27 protein-coding genes are annotated in these 22,236 nt (G+C 37.9%); 15 read left to right on the top strand and 12 right to left on the bottom strand.

Translation table 11 applies throughout. The annotated features are described in order from the left end of the window. Positions 1 to 4 precede the first annotated feature (4 nt). A complete protein-coding gene (locus AC1M9P_RS13640) occupies positions 5 to 1,099 on the bottom strand; it encodes an alpha/beta fold hydrolase (RefSeq protein ID WP_035266546.1) in 1,095 nt (364 codons plus the stop codon). Positions 1,100 to 1,240: 141 nt separating this feature from the next. Between AC1M9P_RS13640 and AC1M9P_RS13635 the strand changes: the two genes are divergently transcribed. The 9 genes from AC1M9P_RS13635 to trpB all read left to right on the top strand — a co-directional run bounded on the left by AC1M9P_RS13635 (position 1,241) and on the right by trpB (position 8,905). After that, positions 1,241 to 2,428: an O-succinylhomoserine sulfhydrylase gene (locus tag AC1M9P_RS13635; RefSeq protein ID WP_481587966.1), complete on the top strand. Its 1,188-nt coding sequence runs from the start codon at positions 1,241 to 1,243 to the stop codon at positions 2,426 to 2,428. 24 nt (positions 2,429 to 2,452) lie between these two features. Beyond that, positions 2,453 to 2,782: a YbaB/EbfC family nucleoid-associated protein gene (locus AC1M9P_RS13630; RefSeq protein WP_481587965.1), complete on the top strand. Its 330-nt coding sequence runs from the start codon at positions 2,453 to 2,455 to the stop codon at positions 2,780 to 2,782. 12 nt (positions 2,783 to 2,794) lie between these two features. After that, the gene (recR, locus tag AC1M9P_RS13625; RefSeq protein ID WP_092768447.1) at positions 2,795 to 3,391 is read left to right on the top strand and encodes a recombination mediator RecR; all 597 of its coding nucleotides are present in this window, start codon (positions 2,795 to 2,797) and stop codon (positions 3,389 to 3,391) included. Positions 3,392 to 3,600: 209 nt separating this feature from the next. Then, positions 3,601 to 4,743, top strand: a complete 1,143-nt coding sequence (locus AC1M9P_RS13620) for a ribonuclease D (RefSeq protein WP_481587976.1) — start codon at positions 3,601 to 3,603, stop codon at positions 4,741 to 4,743. Positions 4,744 to 4,872: 129 nt separating this feature from the next. Further along, complete coding sequence (locus tag AC1M9P_RS13615; RefSeq protein WP_035266558.1) at positions 4,873 to 5,178, top strand: YcgL domain-containing protein; 306 nt, start codon at positions 4,873 to 4,875, stop codon at positions 5,176 to 5,178. A 34-nt stretch (positions 5,179 to 5,212) separates the two neighbouring features. Then, positions 5,213 to 5,584: a hypothetical protein gene (locus tag AC1M9P_RS13610; RefSeq protein WP_035266633.1), complete on the top strand. Its 372-nt coding sequence runs from the start codon at positions 5,213 to 5,215 to the stop codon at positions 5,582 to 5,584. Between the two features lie 29 nt (positions 5,585 to 5,613). Further along, entirely contained in the window at positions 5,614 to 6,465 is an 852-nt protein-coding gene (locus tag AC1M9P_RS13605) for an AAA family ATPase (RefSeq protein ID WP_092768445.1), read from the top strand. A gap of 8 nt (positions 6,466 to 6,473) precedes the next feature. Then, entirely contained in the window at positions 6,474 to 7,661 is a 1,188-nt protein-coding gene (locus AC1M9P_RS13600) for a vWA domain-containing protein (RefSeq protein ID WP_481587964.1), read from the top strand. A gap of 35 nt (positions 7,662 to 7,696) precedes the next feature. Beyond that, the gene (gene trpB, locus AC1M9P_RS13595) at positions 7,697 to 8,905 is read left to right on the top strand and encodes a tryptophan synthase subunit beta (protein WP_179999795.1); all 1,209 of its coding nucleotides are present in this window, start codon (positions 7,697 to 7,699) and stop codon (positions 8,903 to 8,905) included. Positions 8,906 to 8,940: 35 nt separating this feature from the next. Here trpB and AC1M9P_RS13590 read toward each other — a convergent pair whose 3' ends face one another. From AC1M9P_RS13590 to AC1M9P_RS13575, 4 genes are all read right to left on the bottom strand, one after another. After that, positions 8,941 to 9,849: a hypothetical protein gene (locus tag AC1M9P_RS13590; protein WP_481587963.1), complete on the bottom strand. Its 909-nt coding sequence runs from the start codon at positions 9,847 to 9,849 to the stop codon at positions 8,941 to 8,943. Between the two features lie 174 nt (positions 9,850 to 10,023). Beyond that, positions 10,024 to 10,455, bottom strand: coding sequence for a CBS domain-containing protein (locus AC1M9P_RS13585; protein WP_035266567.1), 432 nt, complete (start codon positions 10,453 to 10,455; stop codon positions 10,024 to 10,026). 87 nt (positions 10,456 to 10,542) lie between these two features. Continuing rightward, entirely contained in the window at positions 10,543 to 10,926 is a 384-nt protein-coding gene (locus AC1M9P_RS13580) for a DUF2750 domain-containing protein (protein ID WP_035266570.1), read from the bottom strand. Positions 10,927 to 11,065: 139 nt separating this feature from the next. Beyond that, a complete protein-coding gene (locus tag AC1M9P_RS13575; protein ID WP_035266572.1) occupies positions 11,066 to 11,299 on the bottom strand; it encodes an SEL1-like repeat protein in 234 nt (77 codons plus the stop codon). Between the two features lie 225 nt (positions 11,300 to 11,524). Between AC1M9P_RS13575 and AC1M9P_RS13570 the strand changes: the two genes are divergently transcribed. After that, positions 11,525 to 11,884 (top strand): hypothetical protein, encoded by a 360-nt coding sequence (locus AC1M9P_RS13570; RefSeq protein ID WP_481587962.1) that lies wholly within the window; start codon positions 11,525 to 11,527, stop codon positions 11,882 to 11,884. A 106-nt stretch (positions 11,885 to 11,990) separates the two neighbouring features. Then, positions 11,991 to 12,311 carry a hypothetical protein gene (locus AC1M9P_RS13565; RefSeq protein ID WP_180028944.1) on the top strand — a complete coding sequence of 107 codons (321 nt, stop codon included), beginning with the start codon at positions 11,991 to 11,993 and terminating at the stop codon, positions 12,309 to 12,311. Here the strand turns inward: AC1M9P_RS13565 and AC1M9P_RS13560 are convergent. After that, positions 12,308 to 13,819, bottom strand: a complete 1,512-nt coding sequence (locus AC1M9P_RS13560) for a M16 family metallopeptidase (protein WP_481587961.1) — start codon at positions 13,817 to 13,819, stop codon at positions 12,308 to 12,310. The two genes, AC1M9P_RS13565 and AC1M9P_RS13560, sit on opposite strands and share 4 nt — an antisense overlap. A gap of 7 nt (positions 13,820 to 13,826) precedes the next feature. Then, entirely contained in the window at positions 13,827 to 15,134 is a 1,308-nt protein-coding gene (locus AC1M9P_RS13555; RefSeq protein ID WP_481587975.1) for a M16 family metallopeptidase, read from the bottom strand. Positions 15,135 to 15,386: 252 nt separating this feature from the next. Here AC1M9P_RS13555 and ftsY point away from each other — a divergent pair, with 252 nt between their 5' ends. The 4 genes from ftsY (at position 15,387) to AC1M9P_RS13535 (ending at position 18,655) form a co-directional block, all read left to right on the top strand. Continuing rightward, complete coding sequence (ftsY, locus tag AC1M9P_RS13550; protein ID WP_481587960.1) at positions 15,387 to 16,466, top strand: signal recognition particle-docking protein FtsY; 1,080 nt, start codon at positions 15,387 to 15,389, stop codon at positions 16,464 to 16,466. Positions 16,467 to 16,703: 237 nt separating this feature from the next. Further along, the gene (locus tag AC1M9P_RS13545; protein ID WP_179999782.1) at positions 16,704 to 17,297 is read left to right on the top strand and encodes a nitroreductase family protein; all 594 of its coding nucleotides are present in this window, start codon (positions 16,704 to 16,706) and stop codon (positions 17,295 to 17,297) included. Positions 17,298 to 17,410: 113 nt separating this feature from the next. Then, the gene (locus AC1M9P_RS13540) at positions 17,411 to 18,052 is read left to right on the top strand and encodes a DUF2057 family protein (RefSeq protein WP_481587959.1); all 642 of its coding nucleotides are present in this window, start codon (positions 17,411 to 17,413) and stop codon (positions 18,050 to 18,052) included. 66 nt (positions 18,053 to 18,118) lie between these two features. Next, a complete protein-coding gene (locus AC1M9P_RS13535) occupies positions 18,119 to 18,655 on the top strand; it encodes a GNAT family N-acetyltransferase (protein ID WP_481587958.1) in 537 nt (178 codons plus the stop codon). A 30-nt stretch (positions 18,656 to 18,685) separates the two neighbouring features. On the opposite strand, the gene AC1M9P_RS13530 is transcribed toward AC1M9P_RS13535, so the two are convergent. From AC1M9P_RS13530 to cydP, 5 genes are read right to left on the bottom strand one after another with little or no spacing between them, the layout of a single operon-like run. Further along, entirely contained in the window at positions 18,686 to 18,982 is a 297-nt protein-coding gene (locus AC1M9P_RS13530) for a cyd operon YbgE family protein (protein WP_481587957.1), read from the bottom strand. 1 nt (position 18,983) lies between these two features. Continuing rightward, the gene (gene cydX / locus AC1M9P_RS13525; protein WP_035266590.1) at positions 18,984 to 19,085 is read right to left on the bottom strand and encodes a cytochrome bd-I oxidase subunit CydX; all 102 of its coding nucleotides are present in this window, start codon (positions 19,083 to 19,085) and stop codon (positions 18,984 to 18,986) included. A gap of 26 nt (positions 19,086 to 19,111) precedes the next feature. Then, a complete protein-coding gene (gene cydB, locus AC1M9P_RS13520; RefSeq protein WP_481587956.1) occupies positions 19,112 to 20,257 on the bottom strand; it encodes a cytochrome d ubiquinol oxidase subunit II in 1,146 nt (381 codons plus the stop codon). Between the two features lies 1 nt (position 20,258). After that, a complete protein-coding gene (locus tag AC1M9P_RS13515; RefSeq protein WP_035266593.1) occupies positions 20,259 to 21,839 on the bottom strand; it encodes a cytochrome ubiquinol oxidase subunit I in 1,581 nt (526 codons plus the stop codon). Further along, a complete protein-coding gene (gene cydP / locus AC1M9P_RS13510) occupies positions 21,839 to 22,030 on the bottom strand; it encodes a cytochrome oxidase putative small subunit CydP (protein WP_481587955.1) in 192 nt (63 codons plus the stop codon). Before cydP ends, AC1M9P_RS13515 begins: the two co-directional genes overlap by 1 nt. Positions 22,031 to 22,236 lie beyond the last annotated feature (206 nt).

Below are 22,236 nucleotides of genomic sequence, written 5' to 3'. Positions count from 1 at the left end.
TTCTTTACTCTATTTGTGTTGAACGCTCTGCTAACCAGTGAGCAAGTTCAGGCCAAAATTGATCGGCACTTTTTTGACTCGACATTAAACCTAAATGCCCACCAGGAATAAGAGTAAACGTGACATCACGACTATTTGTCAATTCAGTCAATGGTCTAACAGCATCAGCTGTGACCATTTGATCGCTTGAACCAGCGCCAATCATAAGAGAGCAGTCTATATTTTTTAATTCGATTTTCTTATCTTGAAGTTCGATATAACCATTTTTTAGCGGATTTCTTAACCAGACATTGAATAACATGTCTTGGTTTACCCCAGCAGGATAATCAATCATATGATTGAGGAAATAACCTAAAGTGGCGTGTTCATGCAAAAGTTTTTTATCATCAAGATTCAGTAATAATTGTTTATGGCCTTCATACCAACCTTTAGGATCTAAAATTTTAAATCCAATTGCATTTAAAATACCTGGGGAGTGAATGAGGCGCTTAGGAATACGACCGTTATAAACTTTATGTTTGAGTAGACGAGTTCTTTCAAGATAGCGATTCATCTTAGCATATAGCTTTCCGATACTGCCTGAAGCAAAGCTATCAATTGGACTACCTAAAACAATTAGATTTTTTACATGGTTCGGCTGTCTGAGCGCTGTGTACAACAGAACAAATATTCCCGCCATACTCCAGCCATGTAAAGAAATTTGATCAGATTTAGCGTGTGTGCGTATTTGATCGATACAATTCGGGATTGCATCATCAATAAAACCTAAAAAGTTGAGATCGCGATCCTTATAGCTAAAGTGTCCCCAATCCAATAAATAGACATCAAAACCTTGCTCTGTATAATATTTAATAAGAGAACGGTATGGATAAAGATCATAAATATCCATCTTGATCGCTAAAGGCGCGACAAAGACCAATGGCTCAACATATTTTTTATTTTCAGATGCGTAATATCGAATTTTACTCGATTTATGAGTACCTATCACATCATACGGCGTTGCTTGAGATAAAACCAAAGATTTACCGTAAAAAATGCGTGTCCCTAAATTTTTTAACTTGCTTTGTTTAGAACGCCAGTTAGTTTTTAAATGTTCCATGAAGGTTGAAGATCTCATAAGCATGTGATTTGAACGAAGTCTAAGCGATATTTATATATTTTACCTTGACCTTAAATGCTTTGGGCGCTCAAAATGTTGGCAATTATTCACAAAGGCAGTTTTTAGGACTGATTTAGAGCAATGAGCCAGCAAGACGACATTGAATACCAACTTGATACATTAGCGCTTCGTACAGGTCATACACGCAGTTTTGAAGGTGAGCATGCTGAACCGATGTTTCTAACTTCTTCATTTGTATATGCAAATGCAGCAGAGGCAGCAGCTAAATTCTCTGGGAAAGAGCCTGGTAATATTTATTCTCGCTTTACAAACCCAACAGTCGCAATGTTTGAAAAAAGATTGGCTGCAATGGAAGGTGCTGAACGTGCAGTGGCAACAAGTACGGGTATGGCTGCGATCATGGCGGTGGCGATGTCATTCTTAAAGGCTGGTGATCATGTTGTATGTTCTCGCGCAGTATTTGGTTCAACCGTGGCCTTATTTGAAAAATACATTTCTAAGTTTGGTGTGACTGTCAATTTTGTTGATTTAACAGATTTAGATGCTTGGAAAGCTGCGATCAAACCAGAAACTAAACTACTATTTGTAGAATCTCCGTCAAATCCATTATCGGAAATTGCTGATATTCGTGCATTAGCAGATATCGCGCATGAAAATGATGCCTTACTCGCAATTGATAATAGTTTCTGTACGCCAGTGCTACAACAACCATTAAAATTGGGCGCGGATCTAGTTGTCTATTCAGCGACAAAATATTTAGATGGTCAAGGTCGTGCGTTGGGTGGTGCTGTCGTAGGTAGTCATCAATTACTTGAAGAAGTTTTTGGCTACGTTCGTACAACTGGGCCTTCTATGAGTCCGTTCAATGCTTGGGTTTTCCTAAAAGGTTTGGAAACGCTTCGTCTACGTATGAAGGCTCATTCTGAAAGTGCACAAAAGATTGCTGAGTGGCTTCATCAGCACGATAAAATCGAAAAAGTATTCTTTGCTGGCTTAGCGGATCATGTAGGTCATGATTTGGCTAAGAAGCAACAAAAAGGTTTTGGTGGTATCGTTTCATTCGTGGTAAAAGGTGGGCGAGAAGCTGCTTGGAAAGTGATTGATCACACTCAATTTATTTCTATTACTGGAAATCTTGGGGATGCAAAATCAACGATTACTCATCCTGCAACCACTACTCATGGTAAATTGTCTGATGAAGCGAAGGCTGCAGCTGGCATTGCAGAAGGTTTGATTCGTCTTTCAGTAGGTTTGGAAGACGTTGATGATATTATTGCAGACATTCAACGTGGTCTTGATTTAGTCTAATTTAAATTTGTTCGGAGTATACAAATGAACATTAACATGCTTATGCAACAAGCACAGCGCATGCAAAAGGAAGTAGAGTCCAACATCAAGAAAGCGAAAGAAGAGCTTGCACAGAAAGAAGTGCATGCTGAAGCTGGTGGTGGTTTGGTTAAAGTGACAATGACTTGCCGTAATGTAGTAAAACGCATTGAAATCAATCCAGAATTATTTCAAGACGATCCAGATATGATTGAGGATTTGATTGCAGCTGCTATGAATGACGCTGCACGCCAAGCCGAAGCGATTTCAGAAGAAACAATGAAGTCTGCAAATAGTGGTATGGGATTACCTCCTGGCTTGTCAGGTTTATTTTAAGGATATTGCCGAGTGTTCAGCGAACGGTTTGACCAACTCGTCCAAGCACTGCGAATATTACCAAGCGTTGGGCCTAAGTCGGCTCAGCGCATGGCGTTGCATTTGATCATGAAGAATAAGCAAGGTGCTTTGGCATTATCTGAAGCACTTAGCGATGCCGCTGATCATATCCATGAATGTTCTATTTGCCACTCATTGACTGAGAATGAGGTGTGTGACATTTGTCTGTCGCAAGACCGAGATGATACCTTGCTCTGTGTGGTTGAATCTCCTGCAGACGTGATGGCAATTGAGCAAAGTGGAAGTTTCAGAGGCAAATATCATGTATTGGGGGGGCATTTATCTCCTTTAGATGGTATAGGGCCTGAAGAGGTTGGCATACCTGCATTAGTTCAACGCTTAGCTGAAGGTCAGGTAGCAGAGGTTATTCTCGCTACCAATGCAACGGTTGAAGGACAGGCTACGGCACATTATTTGGTAGAAGCTACACGTCATTTGAATATCAAAATGACACGTATTGCTCAAGGTGTACCACAAGGGGGTGAGCTTGAGTATGTCGATAGTCACACATTAAGCCAAGCAGTTCATAATCGTATGCAAATGAAATAAGCACAAATTGTGCTTATTTTTTTGATTGGAGAAATATCACTTTTCTGAATTGTTTTTTAGTCAAAAAAAATATTAAATTTTTCATGTTTTATAACTATTTACACTGTATACATAGATTTGCTTGACGCTTTAATTGAAAATTTATATTTAAAATTGATAATTTAAGCTAAAATACATCCCGATACCAATCTAGCACATTGTTTTTTATGATGTTTCAATTTATCCAAGAGCAAAAAGAACTCGAGCATGTTTTGACACTAATGAGTCAACAAGATGTTTATGGTTTAGATACTGAATTTATCAAAGTTGATACACTATGGCCAAAATTGGGTGTCTTGCAAATCAATGTCGCAGATCAGGTGTTTTTATTAGATGGTACACGTCTAGATTTTTCGAGTTTCTGGCCTAAAGTTTTTGCTGCAAAGCAAAATATTTTCCATGCTTGTGGTGAAGATATTGATCTGATTTACCATTATTCAAAAGGTAATCATCTTAATAATGTATTTGATACTCAGGTGGCTTTGTCTTTTCTCGGACACGGATTACAGGTCAGTTATCAAAATGCGCTTAAAGAAATTTTAAATATAGAAATTGATAAAGATCAAACACGTTCAGATTGGCTTGCACGTCCTTTAACTGAAGAGCAAAAAGCATACGCAGCGAATGATGTCTTATATATTGTGAATTTAGCCGATGCGCTAAAAAATGAATTAGAGAAAAAAGGGCATTATCAGTATGTACTAGAGGACTGTAAGAGCCTCACGCTTGAGATTGCGACAGAAACGCCGAAAGAGAAACTATACGAAGATGTCGGAAATTATAGACACTCTCGAAAGCAGTTAATGCAGCTACAATTGCTCAGTGTTTGGCGTGAAGAAATGGTGAAGGCTTTAAATCAGCCTCGAAGTTTTATTCTGAAAAATGCCACTATGATTGATTTGGTGGAAAAAAATCCAAAAAATACATTTCAATTATCCCAAGTTAAAAATATTCGTCCGAATGTGGTTCGTGAGCACGGTAAAACGATTTTGGATATTATTGCGTTGCTGCCCCCAATGGAAGAATGGCCATTACGAATTGCTCGACCAATTAAACACTCATCTAAAGATATTACACATGATGTTGATAACATGATTGGTAATCTTGCAGAAGAGTTGGTGATCCCCAAAGAAGTGTTAATGCGAAAAAAATGGCTCGGGGCTTTATATCAGCATGTGGTTTTTCATGGCGATGAACAAGATTTACCTCAATATTTACTCGGTTGGCGTTATGATTTACTGACGAAGCCATTAATTGAGTTGCTTCATAAAGATGCACAATATTTGAGTATGCAAATGAAAGTCAATGAATGACTTCTCTCAAAATTTGATTAAAGAATTACCAGTCATCCTAAACTAGACTGATGCGTTAACAAACGCTAATGTTTCGCCGTTTTTTTTGATGTATGCTTTGCTTTGAGTTTAAAAGGTGTTGTTTGAATCATGTGGTGTGAAATCTACAAATCTAGTAAGAAAGACGAAATGTATATTTACGTTGCGCGTCCTGAACAAGCGGAAAACCAAGAAGCTGTTGATCCGTTATCAGTATTATCTGATGCAATGAAAAATGCATTTGGCCGAGCGACATTTGTGATGTCACTGGAATTACATGCAGAACGCAAATTAGCGCGTGCAAATGTTTTACATGTGATGGATTCAATTCAGACGAAAGGATTCTTTTTACAATTGCCGCCTGAAGGATTGATCAATCCTAATGCGGTAGAGCCAGAGGGACTACGCGGTGCGTGATAATCAAGTTGGAGGATGGGATCAGTTTGTTTCAATGTTGGATTCAATTCCAGAATATAACATTGCAATTACCGTCTATATTCTCGGAACTTTGATTATTCTGTGGTGTTGGTACGGCATAGCGAAACGCCTACCTTCACCTTTAGGTGGAGTGACTTGGATTTTTGTGTTTGCTATTTTGGCAACACCAACGATTTCTGAAGGTCCTAATTCCGCCTTAGCACCTGCAACTTTTGGTTTGATCTTTGGGGTTTTAACAAAAGATTCACCGTTGATCTGGTCCAATTTCTCATTGATTGCCTTTGTTATTGCTTTAGGGTTATTGGCAGGTTATTTCTGGTCTAAGTACGCTTCTAAACAAAAGAATCCAAGACACACATCGTCAGTGAAGACACCACCACTTTAATTATCCAAATAAAAAAATAAGGTTTCATTATGTCTGTTGATGCACATCAATTTACGGGTACAGATCAATATATCGCCACAGATAGTCTCAAGCTTGCTGTGAAGGCCGCTCGAGCGTTGCAAAAGCCTCTTTTAGTGAAGGGTGAGCCAGGTACAGGTAAAACATTATTGGCTGAACAAGTTGCTGATAGCCTGGGTTTAAAACTGATTACTTGGCATATCAAATCAACGACGAAGGCTCAACAAGGTCTTTATGAATACGATGCCGTTTCGAGATTGCGCGATAGTCAATTGGGCGATGAGCGTGTTTATGATATTAAAAACTATATTAAACCAGGTAAATTGTGGGAAGCATTTACCTCTGAAGAACGTTGCGTTTTATTAATTGATGAAATTGATAAAGCAGATATCGAATTCCCAAATGATTTGCTTCATGAACTAGACAAAATGTCATTCTTTGTTTATGAAACTGGTGAAACAATTACTGCAACACAGCGTCCAATTGTGATCATCACTTCAAATAATGAAAAAGAACTTCCTGATGCTTTCTTACGCCGTTGTTTCTTTCATTATATTGAATTCCCAGATGAACAGACCATGCGTGAAATTATTGCAGTTCATTTTCCAAGAATTTCAACGACATTGGTCAGTGAGGCACTTCAGGTCTTCTTTAAGCTTCGCCAAATACCTGGTCTTAAGAAGCCACCTTCAACTTCTGAATTAATTGATTGGTTAAGCTTATTGATGGCTGATGATATGCCTGAAGATATTTTAAGAAACCATGATAAGTCAAAAGCAATTCCACCGCTGTATGGTGCGCTCATCAAAAATGAGCAAGATGTGCAGCTACTTGAGCGCCTCGCATTTATGACTCGTCGATAGGTGATACTATGTTCGTAAGACTGTTTTACACCTTGCGAAAATACGGAATTCCCGTAACGACGCGCGAGCTGATTGATCTGAATCAAGCAATTAGTCTAGGTTTGGTTTTTGCAGATCAAGATGATTTTTATCAGCTTGTGAAGACAGTCATGGTCAAGGATGAGCGTTACTTCGATAAGTATGATCGTGCTATGAAGGATTATTTTCAGGGCATTCAAACCTTTGATGTAGATGATTTACTCAGTAAAGTTAATCAACTTCCTAAAGAATGGTTTGATTTAGAACTCCTTGAAAAACACTTAACGCCCGAGCAACGTGAAGCATTACAAAAAGCAGGTTCTTTAGAAGAGCTTATGAAAATGCTAGAAGAGCGTTTGCGTGAGCAACATAAAAAACACCAAGGTGGTAATCGTATGATTGGCACTGGTGGTACTTCACCGTTTGGAGCTTTTGGTGATCACCCAGAGGGGGTGAGAATTGGAGGGCCGGGACGTAAAAAATCTGCGGTGAAAGTGTGGGAACAACGTAAATACCAAAATCTTGATGATGATCAAATTTTGGGAACACGTCATATGCAAATGGCGTTGCGTCGTCTGAGAAAATTTGCGCGTCAAGGTGCGGAAGAAGAGCTTGATATAGATCAAACGATTCGCGAAACGGCTAAGCAGGGAATTCTTGATGTACAGATGGTGCCAGAGCGTCGTAATCGAATTAAAGTTTTGATGTTGTTCGATGTAGGCGGTTCTATGGATGCCTATATTGCACAATGTGAAAAACTGTTTAGTGCAGCCAAAACAGAATTTAAGACCTTAGAATATTTCTATTTCCATAACTGTCTTTATGATTACGTGTGGAAAGACAATCATCGCCGTACTTCGACAAAAATGAATACCTTAGATTTATTTAATACCTATGGTAAAGATTATCGAGTGATTGTTGTTGGTGATGCAAGTATGGCGCCATACGAATTAAAATCTGCTGGTGGTTCTGTCGAATACATGAATGAAGAGTCGGGGGAAATTTGGTTGCGTCGTTTGCGCCAGCATTATGAAAAGACGGCTTGGTTGAATCCTGAAACTGAGAATTACTGGCATTACACTCAAACGATAGGAATGATCAAAGAAATATTTGAAGATCATATGTATCCAATGACTTTAAAAGGCATTGAAGATATGACTAAATTCCTCTCGCGCTAACTTTTTTAAATTATATTCATCTAAAGGATCTTGATATGAGCTATCAAATCAATGGTGTGGCATTGCCAAATGAAGAAGGTTTTTTTGGTGAATATGGTGGTCAATTCATTCCACCTCATTTAAAAGCAGCAATGGATCAAATCAATGTTGCTTATGAAGAAATTCGTAAAACACCTGAATTTCAAAATGAGCTTTCAGAGCTGTTTGCGCATTATGTAGGTCGTCCAAGTCCTTTATTTCATGCCAAACGACTTTCAGAACAATTGGGCGGTGCTCAAATTTATCTGAAGCGTGAAGATTTGAACCATACAGGTGCGCATAAAATTAACCATTGTTTGGGTGAAGCTTTACTTGCTAAATACATGGGCAAGAAAAAAGTCATTGCTGAAACTGGGGCAGGTCAACATGGTGTCGCATTAGCCACCGCTTGTGCCTTGGTTGGTATCCCGTGTGAAATTCATATGGGTCAAGTTGATATTGAAAAAGAACATCCAAATGTCGTGAAAATGAAAATTTTGGGTGCGAATCTAATTTCAGTCACTCGTGGAACAGCAACATTAAAAGATGCTGTTGATAGTGCTTTCGAAGAGTATTTGAAAGACCCTGATAGCTTTATTTATGCCATCGGATCAGTCGTTGGTCCACATCCATTTCCTAAAATGGTGCGTGATTTCCAAGCAATTATCGGTGATGAAATTAAAGTTCAATCACAAGACAGATTTAACAAATATCCTGATTATATTGTTGCTTGTGTTGGCGGTGGCTCAAATGCAATGGGAGCATTCAGTGCATTCCTTAATGATGATAGTGTGAAATTAATTGGTGTTGAACCAGCAGGACATGGTTTAGATACGGATCAACATTCGGCAACATTAACTTTAGGTAAACCAAGTCAACTTCATGGTATGGCGTGTTATGTACTGGAAGATGAAAATGGCGAGCCATTACCTGTGCATTCAATTGCTTCTGGATTAGATTATCCTGGTGTGGGGCCTCAACACAGTTTCTTAAAAGATATTGGTCGTGTTGAGTACTCAACAGCAACTGATGAAGAATGTCTGAATGCATTCATGACTCTATCTCGAGTTGAAGGGATTGTGCCTGCATTAGAAAGTTCACATGCTGTTGCTTGGGCGATACGCGAAGCTCCACAACTGTCCAAAGATACCATTGTGGTAGTGAATTTATCAGGTCGAGGTGATAAAGACTCGGACTATGTGGCAGAAAAATTAGGTTTAAATTAACACATAAAAAAACCAGCTTAGGCTGGTTTTTTTAATTACATTTCTGGTGGTTCTTCATTCAAAGGCGTAAGAATATTTTCAAAGGATGAAATTTCAATTGGAATGAGCGGCGTTTCGATTGAAAGATCTTGAACAAGTGTTTCAGTCGCTTGTTGAGCTTGTTGAGCTTGTTGAGCTTGTTGAGCTTGTTGAGCTTGTTGAGCTTGTTGAGCTTGAACCATGGTTTTCATAATTTCATCAGCTGGTGCACTTAGTTCGTGTGCTTTTTTGCTGTCATATTTGGTGGCAAGTTCTTTTAAAATTGCGTAAGACAAATAACTCGTAAATGCTGGATTCTCAGATTTAGCCTTGGATGGAAGTAGAGAAACGCAAGCGGCATGAAATAAACCATGTTGTACGTATGTTGCATTGTATGCAGGATCTTTAGCTTTATCAGGATCACCTAAATAACCAATTTTGAAGCCAATTTCAGATGCAGCACAGGCATTGGTCACTTCAGAAGAGGGATTGCGATAGTCAGCATTTTTTTTGAAATATAGCACTTCTGCGATCGACATCATTTCATCTTGAATTTCTTTGAGTCGGCCATCTAAGTTTGGGACTGCAAAATAATTTTTTAACTTAAATAGCGTTACAGTACCTTCGAGCCATTTTTGGGGTTGTTCTGTATAATTCAAATTTGTATAACAGGCAGAAGTTTGCAGAGCGGCTTCAACAAATTCTTTGTTTTTTCTTGGATTTTTCATATCTTGATCAGCCCCTAAATATCCCATTTTGTAGGCTTTTTCATAGGTATTACATGCAGGCGTGATAAGTGTCTTTTTTTGATATGTTTTTGCTTTTTTTAGCAGCTCTATTTGATTCTTTATCGTTGGTTCAAGTTCAGATGCATAAGTGGAAGCAGTTACAAATAAAGCGGTGTAACACAATAACTTTTTATACATCATCAGTCCTTAGGCAAAAAATTCCATAATGTAATGACTTTACTGATGCTGTTTAAATAGTTCAATGACTCAATAAAAGAAAATCATTGTAAAAGATGACCAATTTCAATCTATTGTTCAAAATTGAGATCATGATGGAATTATCAAAAAAGCCCCCGAGATGGGAGCTTAGCTTTATCCTGAAATATACTGTTGAAGTTGTTCGATCAACACTTTTTGGTCTTCCATCGCGGCTTTAACTAAGTCACCAATAGATACAATTCCGACGAGTCTATCGTCTTCTAATACTGGCAGATGGCGAATATGACGTTCTGTCATTAAATCTAAACACTCATCTACGGTGTTGCTTTTACTTACAGATAAAACCGTACCAGTCATAATTTCTGAGACTGTAGTTAAGTCAGATGTACGTTGCATAAGTGCAATTTTACGCGTGTAATCCCGTTCAGATAAAATTCCAACAAGTCTTTCATCCTGTACGACAACAACGGCACCAATACCTTTTGTTGCCATTAATGTGATTGCTTCTAAAACCGTAGCATCAGGTGTGATGGTAGAGATTTCTGAATTGTTTTTATTTTGTAGGACTTGAGCTACTGTTGTCATAAAGTTTCCTCTTATTGGTTATTCGTCCATGTATAAGTTAATAACTGAAATCTAAAATCTTTACAATCGTTTTAGTGGAATTTTCTGCTAAATAGAAGGGCTTAAATGATTCTGAAAAAATAGCATCTGCATGTGTGGAATAGTGAGCTTAAAGTGGCGATCTCGATGATTGCACAGGGCAGGTGTGACTTTTAATCGCGTTAGGGTTGGGAGTAGTGAATTTTTAAAATCATCAGGCGTTATTTTTCGAGGCTGATAGTGCGGCCAGTGAATTTTTGCATAATGTAAAGCCTGCACTGAATTGAGCCAGAAGGGGAATATGTATTCTTGATTGATTGATCGGATGGCCCAACCTTGATGTTCTGGATTGTACAGTCCCCACAGTACTCCACAATACATCATGGTTTTAAGGATATTAACTTTGAGTAAAAAATGCTTTGAATTTGGTTGCAACTGTACAAAGGTGTTCATGATCGTTCAATGATTCAATACCAATGATGATAAGTTCAGTCTAATGTTTTTTTCTTAAAGTTTAGTTGCATTAATTTAAAGTTTGGTAAGCAAATATGTAATGAAAAAGCTAAAAAAACGCCACGAATGTGACGTTTATTTATGCTTGCATTGTGGCCATGTTTTGCCAATACTGTGCTTTCAAAGAATCACGTTCTACACGGAAACCTTGAAGATAGAGTTCAGCTAGAAACATCGCTGCTTTACCGTGACCCGCACGTGCTGCATTCTCAAGTTCTGAAACTGCGTCTGTAAAATTCATTTCAAATTGAATGGTATTTACAGCATTCGAATACATATGTTCGAGGTCTTGTTGAGAGAATTGTTTAATCATATAAAACTCCTTATTCTAATTATGATTAGTACTACAGTTATAAAGACCTAAATTAGGTCAAAATGGAATATAACAAAGTAATATTAAACTAATATTACAATTTGCGTTAATTGTCAAATAAATTTTCAAGATAAATCTTTTAAAAAATACTTACATGATTAAACTTTAATCATTTTATATTGGGTTTATGATAAAACTGTAAATAACTATAAAGGAGAATGACTTATGACTAATACCATTGATGGTTTCACATTTGGCAATCCACCAGAGCCATCCGATATTATTGCGCTTGCACATCATCATAAAAAACAACTTGATGAAGCAATTTTTCATCAAGAAATCCATTTAGGTCACTACTGTTTAGAGCAGCGTAAACGTGTGCATGATTATACGCAGACGCTTGATCCTGCAGCAAAAGCTGAATTTTATCGCTACTATGACGGCGAATTAAAACGTATCGCCGTCATTGACGAAGAACACCCTGATGATGCTGAAGGTGGTTTAAGTGTTTTCACTATTTTTATCGTACTCGCGGTGATCGCTGCTATCTTATATTTTGGTGTTGTGCAGAATGTTGTCTCTTAAAGGTGAATAAGCGCCATTTTTTGCATAATGGTTCTTGTTTAAATCAACGTTAACACTATATTTTTAAAGCATCTCGGATTACACTTAAGCTAATCCGAGGTTGTACATGCTCCATTTAAAAAAAATTTCGTCTGATCTTTTCTCACAATTAAATATTGAGCAGATTCAAAATGCTTTCATCATAGGCATTGTACTTTTTATTCTTATTGTCTCTAGTATTGCACTGAATCGTCCAATTAATTCAGCTCACTTTGAACAAGTACAAGCGCTCGCGGCTCAAAATCGTTTAGAGCGAACGCATGAAATGGCAACTTTGTTACTTGCAAAACCTAAGATTAAAAATATTGAATTTTATCGTTTGCTGAATGCTTATCATATCGAGAATGCTCATATAAAAATTTATCCAGCGATTGAAAAGTTGGATTAGTTTTCAATCTTATTCAGCTTGAGCCCAAGATTTTGATTCAGTATTTCTTCGATCTCCTTGGCAGTGACACGGTCAGAGACAGCAATAACAGTCATTTGATCGGGGTGTAAATGTTTTTGTATTGCATTTTGAATATCTTGGCGAGTTAATTTTCGAATCTGCTCCTGATACTCATTTAGATAATTGGAATTAAGTCCGTAAAAACCAATTGATGCGATTTGGGCATTAATATTTGCATTGCTATTTAAGGTCATTGGAAAAGACCGAAGAATACTTTCTTTATTTTCTTTAAGCAAAGAGTCAGTAATTGGCTGTTTTTTGAAGTCAATGAATACTCGATGTGCGAGCTTTAAGCTTTCGAGCAATTGGTCTTGTTGTGTCGCATATCCAAAACTAAAAACGCCAGGTACCTGTGGTGTAGTCAGCGTACTCGATGCGCTATAGGTGAGTCCTCGTTTAACTCGTAACTCTTTTGATAAGATTGAATTAAAACTCCCACCACCAAACATTCTGTTGGCAACTTCCAAAGCGGCACGGTCTGGATGTGCTCGTTCTAAAGATAAATGACCCAATAATGCATGTGCTTGTAGGCTTTCGCGTTTTAGTACTGAAATTTTAAAACCTGATTCACTGACGGGAGTTGGAAGGTCGGGCTGCTTTTGCCCTTGCGGTAAATTGATACTGATCAGTTCCGAGATCTGTTGAGCTTGATCTTGAGTGAGTTGTCCTGTGATTGCTATATTGGAATTTTGAGCGACAAGCAATCGATCTCTAAATTCTTTGAGTAATTCAGGCGTAATGTTTTTTAAACTACCGACTGTCCCAGCTGTTGGTTGAGCATATGGATGATCTCCATACAGCATACGGTACAGTTGTATTGACATTAGTCTAGATGGATTCTCTTGAAGTTGTTTTTGACCAATTTGAGTATTACTGAGCGCGAGATTAATGCCTGATTGTTTGAAGGTGGCATGTTTGATTAAATGCAGTAGTAAGTTCAATGCAGGGTCAAATTTTTCAGGATCATTTAACACTCTTAGTCGAACAACAAACATATCGCGATAGGCATTGAAAGAATATTTGGCGCCTAATCCCTCAAATGTGGTGGTAATCTGTTTGGCACTGAGCTGATCTGTTCCTTCAAGCATAAGGCGAGCTGCCATATTGGATATACCGTAAAGTCCTTTACCTATGACTTCATCTCGTGCAGATCCAGCATAAAATGTAATTTGAATGTCGACCATTGGCAGATCATTCGTTTCGACAAATAAGGTTCGTACATTTAAAGAGTTTTTAAGTTCTTGAACAAAAGGCGCTTGATAATTGTGCGAATTTTTTTTGATCTCTTTTAAGCTTAACAAGTTTTTGATTGAGCTTAGACCACTGGGATCTTCTTCGATGATTTGTTCGATTGGTTCAGCTTCTATAAGTTCCTCCGCATGTGACAGTGAACTCAAGATGGCACCACACAATACACTCGTTAAAAATAGAGAAGACAAATAATTCATAAAACGCCTAGTTGTTGTTTTTCTGTTCAGGATAAAGATGTAAAACGCTCAAATTGTCACGATTAAAATAAATATTGGCAATGCGTTGTAAATCATGCGGTGTGACTTTATCGAAGTAATCAGGGAGTTGATCAATCATGCGATAGTCTAGATCATTGATGCTGAGCAAACCAATGAGTCGAGCTTGCCCAATAATATCATCTTGGCTATACACTAAATTGGAAACGAAATTCGCCTTGACCCGATTGAGTTCTTTTTCATTGATCAATTCTGATTTGAATAAATCTAGTTCCTGCTGTATGCGTTTTTGCGCTTGATCAAGACTGATACCCTCAGCAGGTATGGCAGAGATTAAAAATAGGCTATCCCCACGATTATATGGATCATAACTCACATTAATTGAGGTCAGAATTCGCTTATCTCGGATCAGTCTCTCTTGTAGACGTGCTGAAATTCCGCCGTCCAATAGATTTTGAATAATGGTTAAAGCGTAGGCGTCTTGAGGGTTTTTTGCTGTTTTAATGGAATTGACATTCCAAGACATAAACAAGTTGGGTACATGTACAGCCTGATATTGCTCCATGAAGCGATATCCAATTCTTGAAAATTCAAGCACATCATTTCGTTCAGGAACGGATTTTTTTGGAATCTTATTAAAATATTTTTTGACTTCTCGAATGGTTTGTTCAGGATCTACATCCCCAATAATGACTAATGTTGCATTATTCGGCGCGTACCAAGTTTCGTACCATTGTTTTAAATCATTCAATTGAATGTTATTCAGATTTTTCATTAAGCCAATCACTGGTTGGCGATAGTGACTGGTCGGGTATGCAATCCATTTAAATCTTTCAAAAGCAAGGTTTCGAGGATTGTCCTCTGTTCGTTGCCGTCGTTCAGCCATTACAACTTTAATTTCGGGTTCGAAATCTTCTTGGCGCAGAACTAAATTTTGCATTCGATCTGCTTCTAACTCTAATGCCAGTGGAAGATATTTTTTAGGATAGAATTGATAGTAATTGGTGTAATTTGTAGATGTGAATGCATTGACACTACCACCATAAATTCGACTAAGGCGTGTGAATTCATCATTCGGTACTTTTTTAGTGCCCTTGAACATCATATGTTCTAGGACGTGTGAAATGCCGAGTAAATTCCCTGACTCGTCACTACTGCCGACGGCATACCAGATTTGGCTGATTACTACAGGTGCGCGATGATCTTCTCTAATAATGACTCTTAAACCATTGTCCAGTGTTGTTTCGACGGTATTTCGAGAGAGTTGAGCTGTTTGCTGATTTGCAAATGTCATCATCGGTGCTGATGTAATCGCAGCAATGATGATTGTCTGTTTGAAAATGAGTTGCAGAGAGAATTTGAGCCGGCTGAGAGACACAATTAATCCGAATAATGACTTTAAAATTATTCTTGATGATGTCGTATATTTATTCAAGATTGAACTGTTGCAATTTGGTTGATCGTTTTAAAAGTAATTGCAGATCGTGAATTTAAAGCAATCTATGCTAAACTCTATTCTTTTAATCGCAATGCTTTTCAAGGAATCGGCATGCAAGAACAGCAAAATAAATTCTTGATTGATGCGGATATTGGTGATGACGATGTCACCTTACCGAGCCTCCCGGCCGTTAATGTGCCTATTATCGAAAACAATGAAGTAGAAAAGCTGGAAACGGTGCCGGCCTTAGAAGAATCAAAACCGAAAGGTGGCTTCTTCAGTCGTATGAAAGAAGGCTTATCAAAATCTCGTAAAAATTTAGCTGATGGAATGATGAACATTTTAGTCGGTGGTAAAGAGATTGATGATGAGCTGCTCGAAGAAGTTGAAGAGCAATTATTGGTCGCAGATATTGGGGTAGAGGCGACGAAAACAATTATTGCCAATTTAACTGAAAGAACTGCGCGTGGCGATTTGATCTACTCTCATTCTCTCTATAAAGCTCTTCAAGAAGAATTAGTTGCTTTATTAGCACCACGTGTCAAACCGTTACATATCGATCCGAATAAAAATCCCTATGTGATTTTGGTTGTGGGTGTAAATGGTGTAGGTAAGACAACCACGATTGGTAAACTCGCAAAACGATTACAAGGTGAAGGTAAAAAAGTCATGCTCGCGGCAGGCGATACTTTCCGTGCTGCGGCGACTGAACAGCTACAAATTTGGGGTGAACGTAACGATATTCATGTCGTTGCACAAGGTCATGGTGCAGACAGTGCTTCTGTAATTTTTGATGCTTTTGAAAGTGCACGAGCGAAAGGGATCGATGTATTGATTGCAGATACCGCAGGGCGTTTGCATAACAAAGGTCACTTGATGGAAGAGCTCAAAAAAGTAAAACGTGTTATGCAGAAAATTGATGCGACTGCACCGCACGAAGTGATGCTTGTTGTGGATGCTGGCACAGGACAGAACGCGATTAACCAAGTTGAAATGTTTGATGAAGCTGTAGGTTTAACGGGTCTTACTATTACCAAATTGGATGGTACGGCAAAGGGTGGTGTGCTATTTAACATTGCGAGCCGTACACATGTGCCAATCCGATTTATTGGTGTAGGTGAAAAGATTGATGATTTGAGACCTTTCTCAGCAAAATCATTTGTCGCTGCATTATTTGATAACGAAAAATAATCATTCTTGGGTTAATTTAAAAAGCTCCATATACGGAGCTTTTTTTATAAATATTTAAAATTCATAAAGTTAATCAAATATGAGAAAGCCGAATCTTTTGACTCAATACATTAAATACGCAATTTGTTCCAAAAATAGAACACTTTGTTATAAAGATAAGGCTGAAAAGGTTTCGTAATATGAATAAGATAGCATCATCGTTAGCACACAATGAATGTTAAAAATAAGGAATAAGTTATGTCTTTTCTAAATCAAATTAAAAATCGCCGTACCATCTATTCAATTGGTAAGAATGTTTCTTTAGACAATACTCAGATTGAAGAAACCATTAAAGAAGCGGTACGTCAAAGTCCATCGTCATTCAACTCACAGACATCACGTGTTGTGACACTTTTTGGTGAGTCACATGACAAATTTTGGAATATCGTTTTAGAAACGTTACGTAAAATTGTTCCTGCAGAAGCATTTGAGGGAACTCAAAATAAGATCAATAGCTTTAAAGCGGGTCATGCAACAGTATTGTTTTATGAAGATCAAGATACGGTGAAAGGTTTACAAGAGCAATTCCCACTTTACGCTGAGAATTTCCCAATTTGGTCTGAACATTCAACAGCTATTGCTCAATTTGCAGTGTGGACAGCATTGTCAGAAAAAAATATTGGAGCATCATTACAACATTACAATCCAATTGTGGATGAAGAAGTGGCTTCAACATTTGAAATCCCAGCCTCTTGGAAACTTCGTGCACAGCTTGTGCTTGGTTCAATCGAAGCGCCTGCAGGAGATAAAACGTTTATTGATGACGAGATTCGTTTTAAAACTTTTAATTAATCCAAATCATATAAAGGCACTTCGGTGCCTTTTTTTATGACGAGTTCTGTCATTAAATTGTCATCGCTTGGTAGCATAGTAGTCATATCTAACAATCTAATATTGAGTTATTTATGAAATTAAAAATTGCGTCTGCATTGATATTTACGGGTTTGAGCAGTCAAATTTTTGCAGCGGCGACCTTGGTGGTTCCAGAGGAACTGGTCGTAATTTCAGTGAATAATCAAGAGGTTAAATCAGGACTATTTAAATCAAAAAAACAATACCAAATTGATGCGAATCAACCTTTGGTGAATGTTCGATATAATCAATACTTTGAACTACCTTTAAATAATCATGAGATCGTAAAGTCGGATATTCTTACTTTGAAATTGCCAACCCTAGAGGATAATAAGTCATACAAATTGGATTTAATTCATCCACCACGAGATTTGGACCAAGCAAAAACATTCGCCAAAAATCCTCAATTGGCAATTTATAATCAAAATAATCAACTCATTTCAAATAATCTGATTGTCCAAATGACCTCGCAAAGTTTGCTAGGCGGTACGATCAATCAGATATTGCATAATGAGCCACAAGCTAGCCCAATGATCAAGTCAAGTTCATCATCAATAAATACTCAAACAGTGGAACATGTTGACATTAAAAATACAAATTCAAATACTCATGATGGTCAGACGTTGATTGAAGTATGGAAAAATTCTTCAAAGCAGGAACGTCAAAAATTTATGACTTGGCTTGCAACGCAATAAAACATTTAATATTACAAAATGTGGCCATCTGAATGTATGCTTAAGTAAAAAAATTAGAGCTTAAAATTGAAAGATTTAGTATTTCAAATTGCTTCATCTCATGATCATGCTGAATTATTTAAGTTAATTAATTCAGCATATCGTGATCAACATGTTGGATCATGGACCAATGAAGCAATGTTAGTTGAGGGTTTACGCATTACTGAAGAAGCTTTATTCAATCTGATTTTAGGATCACAGCAACTTGAATCATCTGAGATTTTATATGTTGCTCGGGATGAAAATCACTCTATTGTAGGGTGTATAGCTTTAACGGTTTCTGATTGTGCTGCTGAAATAGGGACATTTGCCGTTAATCTAGATCTGCAAAATTGTGGATATGGAAAAAGATTACTTGAGTTTATTGAGAATCGAGTCGAATCAAACTATTCACATTTAGACTTCATAAGAATGTGGGTGCTGAGTCAACGTGTAGAATTGATTCAATTCTATCAAAGACGTGGGTATGAAATAACAACAAAAACGGATAGCTATCCAGTTGATTCGGGTGTTGGGCAGCCAATTCAAGAAGTTCACTTAGTCGAAATGCTTAAACAGATATAAAAAAGCCCTCATAGAGGGCTTTTTTATAAATTAAGTGAACAGCCAAGTATAGTAACCATAAATCATCAATGGCCATGCTACATATGGACTAAATAAATACTTCCATATCCAATAACGTGGTATAAACCCTACGCCATGGATAAATCCACCAGATATTCCTACCATAATCAGCATCATGGCACGATGACTGTAATTACCACTTGCATCCAACATCAGACTTGGGTGGATGAGTAATATGGTAGCGAGAGGCAATGCCATCAGAAATGAAATGATCATTGCGAATGAGTATTTACGTTTTTCAGAATTCGACATTGCAAGCTCACTCATTTCATTCACCGTCTAAGTCTTGATGTTGTTCCATGTAAATGGCTGCAAGTACACTCGCGAAACATGCCATTAACACACCTAGAATCCATGCAAAGTACCACATAATTTTCTCCTAACAGTAATTCAGTTTTAATACAGACTATGTGTGTGGTCTTGAATATGTTTCTTGGTGATCACACCCCACATTTTGTAGTAACACCAAGTGGTGTATGCCAAGATCAGTGGAACAAAAATACACGCAGCAACAGTCATTACTGAAAGCGTCATTTGGCTAGATACTGCATCCCACATCGTCAAGCTAATGTTTGGATGAATACTAGATGGCATCAGGAATGGGAATAGGGCAAAACCAGCAGTGAGAATTGCGCCAATCACAGCGAACGATGTACCCAGAAAACTAAGTCCCGCTTTATTTTTAGACGATGCTAAAACCACAATTATTCCTCCGATAATTGCCATCACTGGTGCCAATATTGTGATTGGATAAATAGAATAATTGTTCATCCAGCCATGATTGGCATCAGTAAGTACTTCTTTAGCGAGTGGATTAGCTACACCATTCGTATCATAAGGTGTTACAAGTGTGTAGCCTTCGATATTGCCGAAATATAACCAAGCACCAGCACCAATAAAACAGATGAGAAAAAGAATACCCATATATCGTGTAGCTTGAGCAGAGCGTGTTCTTAATGCACCTTCAGTGCGTAGCATTAACCATGCACCACCATGCGCAGCAAGCATCGTTAAACTGACCAATCCACAGACCAAGGCAAATGGATTTAAAAGTGCAAAGAAGCTTCCTGTGTAAGTTGAACGCACAGTTTCATCAAGTGTAAAGGGGACGCCAAGGAACATATTGCCAAATGCAACACCAAAAACGAGTGCTGGTACTGCTCCGCCAATACATAAGCCCCAATCCCAAGCATTACGCCATTTAGTATTTTCGAGCTTAGAGCGATAGTCAAAACCAACAGGTCTAAGGAATAAAGCAAATAATACGAGTAACAGCGCCCAGTACATACCCGAGAAAGCTGTTGCATATACCATTGGCCAAGCTGCGAAAAGTGCACCACCCGCCGTAATAAACCACACCTGGTTTCCATCCCAATGTGGTGCAATCGTGTTGATAGCAGCACGACGCTCTTCATCGTCTTTACCGACAAACGGCATCAGTGCCATAGAGCCCATATCAAATCCATCAGTCAAAGCAAACCCAATAAGGAGGACGCCGACCAATACCCACCAAATGATTTTGAGAAGTTCATATTCAATCATGTTAAATCTCCTCAGTTGACTTATTGGCTGCTGCTAGTTTTTCGAAATGATACTTACCAGTATGTAAAGAGCTTGGTCCTAATCTTGAGAACTTGATCATTAAATACATTTCTATAATGAGTAGTACTGTATAGAAAGCAGCGAGTGCTAAAATTGAACCCCATACATCAGCTGAACTAATACTTGATGCAGATAGGTGTGTTGGTAAAACTTCACCAATAGTCCATGGTTGACGACCAACTTCAGCAACGTACCAACCTGTTTGAGCTGCAATCCATGGAAGTGGAAGGGCGATCAGTGCAAACTTGAGCAACCAAGTTTTATTTTCAGCATTACGTTTCATGACAGCGTACGTTGCAAGAATGAACAACAAGAGCATCAAGAAACCTGACGCCACCATCGCTCTAAATGCCCAAAATAAACTTGGAACATGAGGGATAGTATCTAAAGCTGCAGATTTAATTTGTTGTTCAGTAGCATCAACCACAGTTGGTGTGTATTTCTTCAACAATAGACCATAACCCAAATCTTTTTGAGTCTCGTCAAATGCAGCTTTGAGTTCTGGTGATTGATCTCCAGCACGAAGTTGTTCAAGCTGTGCATAAGCGACCATACCATTACGGATACGTTGCTCATGTTGTGCGATTAAATCTTTGATCCCTGTGACTTGTTCAGTTGTAGAGCGAGTCGCAATTAAACCCATCACATATGGAATTTTCACAGCATAGTCTGTTGTTTGCGTCTCAGGATTGGGGATACCAAATAATGTGAATGCAGCTGGTGCTGGATGTGTATCCCATTCGGCTTCAATTGCAGCGAGTTTAGTTTTTTGAACATCACCTAATTCATATCCTGATTCATCACCCAGTAAAATTACGGATAATGTCGAAGCAAGACCGAAAATAGCAGCAATGGCAAATGAACGACGCGCAAAGGCCAAATCACGTTTTTTAAGTAGGTAATAACTTGAAATTGCCAATACAAAAATTGCACCAGTCACATAACCCGCAGAAACAGTATGGACAAATTTAACTTGTGCCACTGGGTTAAAGATTAGTGCGGCAAAATCTACCAGCTCCATTCGCATGGTTTCATAGTTAAATGCGGCCCCGACAGGGTTTTGCATCCAACCATTTGCAACCAAGATCCAAAGTGCTGACATATTAGAGCCTAAAGCCACTAACCATGTCACACATAAATGTTGGACTTTAGAAAGACGTTCCCAGCCGAAAAAGAATAAACCAATAAAAGTAGATTCTAAAAAGAAGGCCATTAATCCTTCGATTGCTAATGGCGCTCCGAAAATGTCACCTACATAATGTGAGTAGTAAGCCCAGTTTGTACCAAACTGGAATTCCATCGTTAGTCCAGTGGTTACCCCTAAAGCAAAGTTGATCCCGAATAACTTACCCCAAAACTTGGTCATGTCTCGGTAAATCTCTTTGCCTGTAATGACATAGGTGGTTTCCATGATGGCAAGGATAAATGCCAAACCTAGAGTGAGGGGTACAAATATAAAGTGATACATTGCGGTCATTGCAAATTGAAACCGCGATAGATCGACCACGCTTTCAGAAATCATCAACGTGTCTCCTTCATTTTAAGTTCGCTGCCCGTAATTCGTTCAGCGACTTGATGGTCAAAGTTTTTGGGAATGGTAGGTGCATCAAACCAGATATTTTTAATCACGATAAGAATGATTACTTTGATAATAAGAATCAAAGTAATCTCTTTGATTAAATTTTTATTTAAACTTGAAGGTTTAATCATCATATTTAAATGCATTATTTAAATCTATTCTAAATATTATTATCTTTTTTTTATTTAAAATAAATACTTTATAGTCATAAATATTTTTAATATAAAAAATATAATAAAAACAATATTTTGTTGTTTTAATTTTTAATTATATTAAATCCGACTAAAATGGTTATATTTAAAAATAAAATAGACTAAATTACTTGGTATTAATATTTTAA

It is taken from the genome of Acinetobacter sp. 25-47-122 (assembly GCF_056779695.1).
The sequence above is the reverse complement of the archived record's forward strand: the minus strand, read 5'-3'. Positions and strand labels throughout refer to the sequence as shown.

Coding starts and splice junctions, on each gene's coding strand:
- cydX (WP_035266590.1), bottom strand. CDS start 19,085: ATGTGGTACTTTGCATGGATTCTAGGTGTGTTAATGGCATGTTTCGCG.
- AC1M9P_RS13575 (WP_035266572.1), bottom strand. CDS start 11,299: ATGATTAAACAATTCTCTCAACAAGACCTCGAACATATGTATTCGAAT.
- AC1M9P_RS13545 (WP_179999782.1), top strand. CDS start 16,704: ATGTCTTTTCTAAATCAAATTAAAAATCGCCGTACCATCTATTCAATT.
- AC1M9P_RS13565 (WP_180028944.1), top strand. CDS start 11,991: ATGCTCCATTTAAAAAAAATTTCGTCTGATCTTTTCTCACAATTAAAT.
- cydB (WP_481587956.1), bottom strand. CDS start 20,257: ATGATTGAATATGAACTTCTCAAAATCATTTGGTGGGTATTGGTCGGC.
- AC1M9P_RS13635 (WP_481587966.1), top strand. CDS start 1,241: ATGAGCCAGCAAGACGACATTGAATACCAACTTGATACATTAGCGCTT.
- AC1M9P_RS13605 (WP_092768445.1), top strand. CDS start 5,614: ATGTCTGTTGATGCACATCAATTTACGGGTACAGATCAATATATCGCC.
- AC1M9P_RS13630 (WP_481587965.1), top strand. CDS start 2,453: ATGAACATTAACATGCTTATGCAACAAGCACAGCGCATGCAAAAGGAA.
- trpB (WP_179999795.1), top strand. CDS start 7,697: ATGAGCTATCAAATCAATGGTGTGGCATTGCCAAATGAAGAAGGTTTT.
- ftsY (WP_481587960.1), top strand. CDS start 15,387: ATGCAAGAACAGCAAAATAAATTCTTGATTGATGCGGATATTGGTGAT.
- AC1M9P_RS13615 (WP_035266558.1), top strand. CDS start 4,873: ATGTGGTGTGAAATCTACAAATCTAGTAAGAAAGACGAAATGTATATT.
- AC1M9P_RS13570 (WP_481587962.1), top strand. CDS start 11,525: ATGACTAATACCATTGATGGTTTCACATTTGGCAATCCACCAGAGCCA.
- AC1M9P_RS13600 (WP_481587964.1), top strand. CDS start 6,474: ATGTTCGTAAGACTGTTTTACACCTTGCGAAAATACGGAATTCCCGTA.
- AC1M9P_RS13590 (WP_481587963.1), bottom strand. CDS start 9,849: ATGTATAAAAAGTTATTGTGTTACACCGCTTTATTTGTAACTGCTTCC.
- AC1M9P_RS13515 (WP_035266593.1), bottom strand. CDS start 21,839: ATGATTTCTGAAAGCGTGGTCGATCTATCGCGGTTTCAATTTGCAATG.
- AC1M9P_RS13610 (WP_035266633.1), top strand. CDS start 5,213: ATGTTGGATTCAATTCCAGAATATAACATTGCAATTACCGTCTATATT.
- AC1M9P_RS13540 (WP_481587959.1), top strand. CDS start 17,411: ATGAAATTAAAAATTGCGTCTGCATTGATATTTACGGGTTTGAGCAGT.
- AC1M9P_RS13560 (WP_481587961.1), bottom strand. CDS start 13,819: ATGAATTATTTGTCTTCTCTATTTTTAACGAGTGTATTGTGTGGTGCC.
- AC1M9P_RS13555 (WP_481587975.1), bottom strand. CDS start 15,134: ATGATGACATTTGCAAATCAGCAAACAGCTCAACTCTCTCGAAATACC.
- cydP (WP_481587955.1), bottom strand. CDS start 22,030: ATGATGATTAAACCTTCAAGTTTAAATAAAAATTTAATCAAAGAGATT.
- AC1M9P_RS13580 (WP_035266570.1), bottom strand. CDS start 10,926: ATGAACACCTTTGTACAGTTGCAACCAAATTCAAAGCATTTTTTACTC.
- AC1M9P_RS13530 (WP_481587957.1), bottom strand. CDS start 18,982: ATGAGTGAGCTTGCAATGTCGAATTCTGAAAAACGTAAATACTCATTC.
- AC1M9P_RS13640 (WP_035266546.1), bottom strand. CDS start 1,099: ATGGAACATTTAAAAACTAACTGGCGTTCTAAACAAAGCAAGTTAAAA.
- AC1M9P_RS13620 (WP_481587976.1), top strand. CDS start 3,601: ATGTTTCAATTTATCCAAGAGCAAAAAGAACTCGAGCATGTTTTGACA.
- AC1M9P_RS13585 (WP_035266567.1), bottom strand. CDS start 10,455: ATGACAACAGTAGCTCAAGTCCTACAAAATAAAAACAATTCAGAAATC.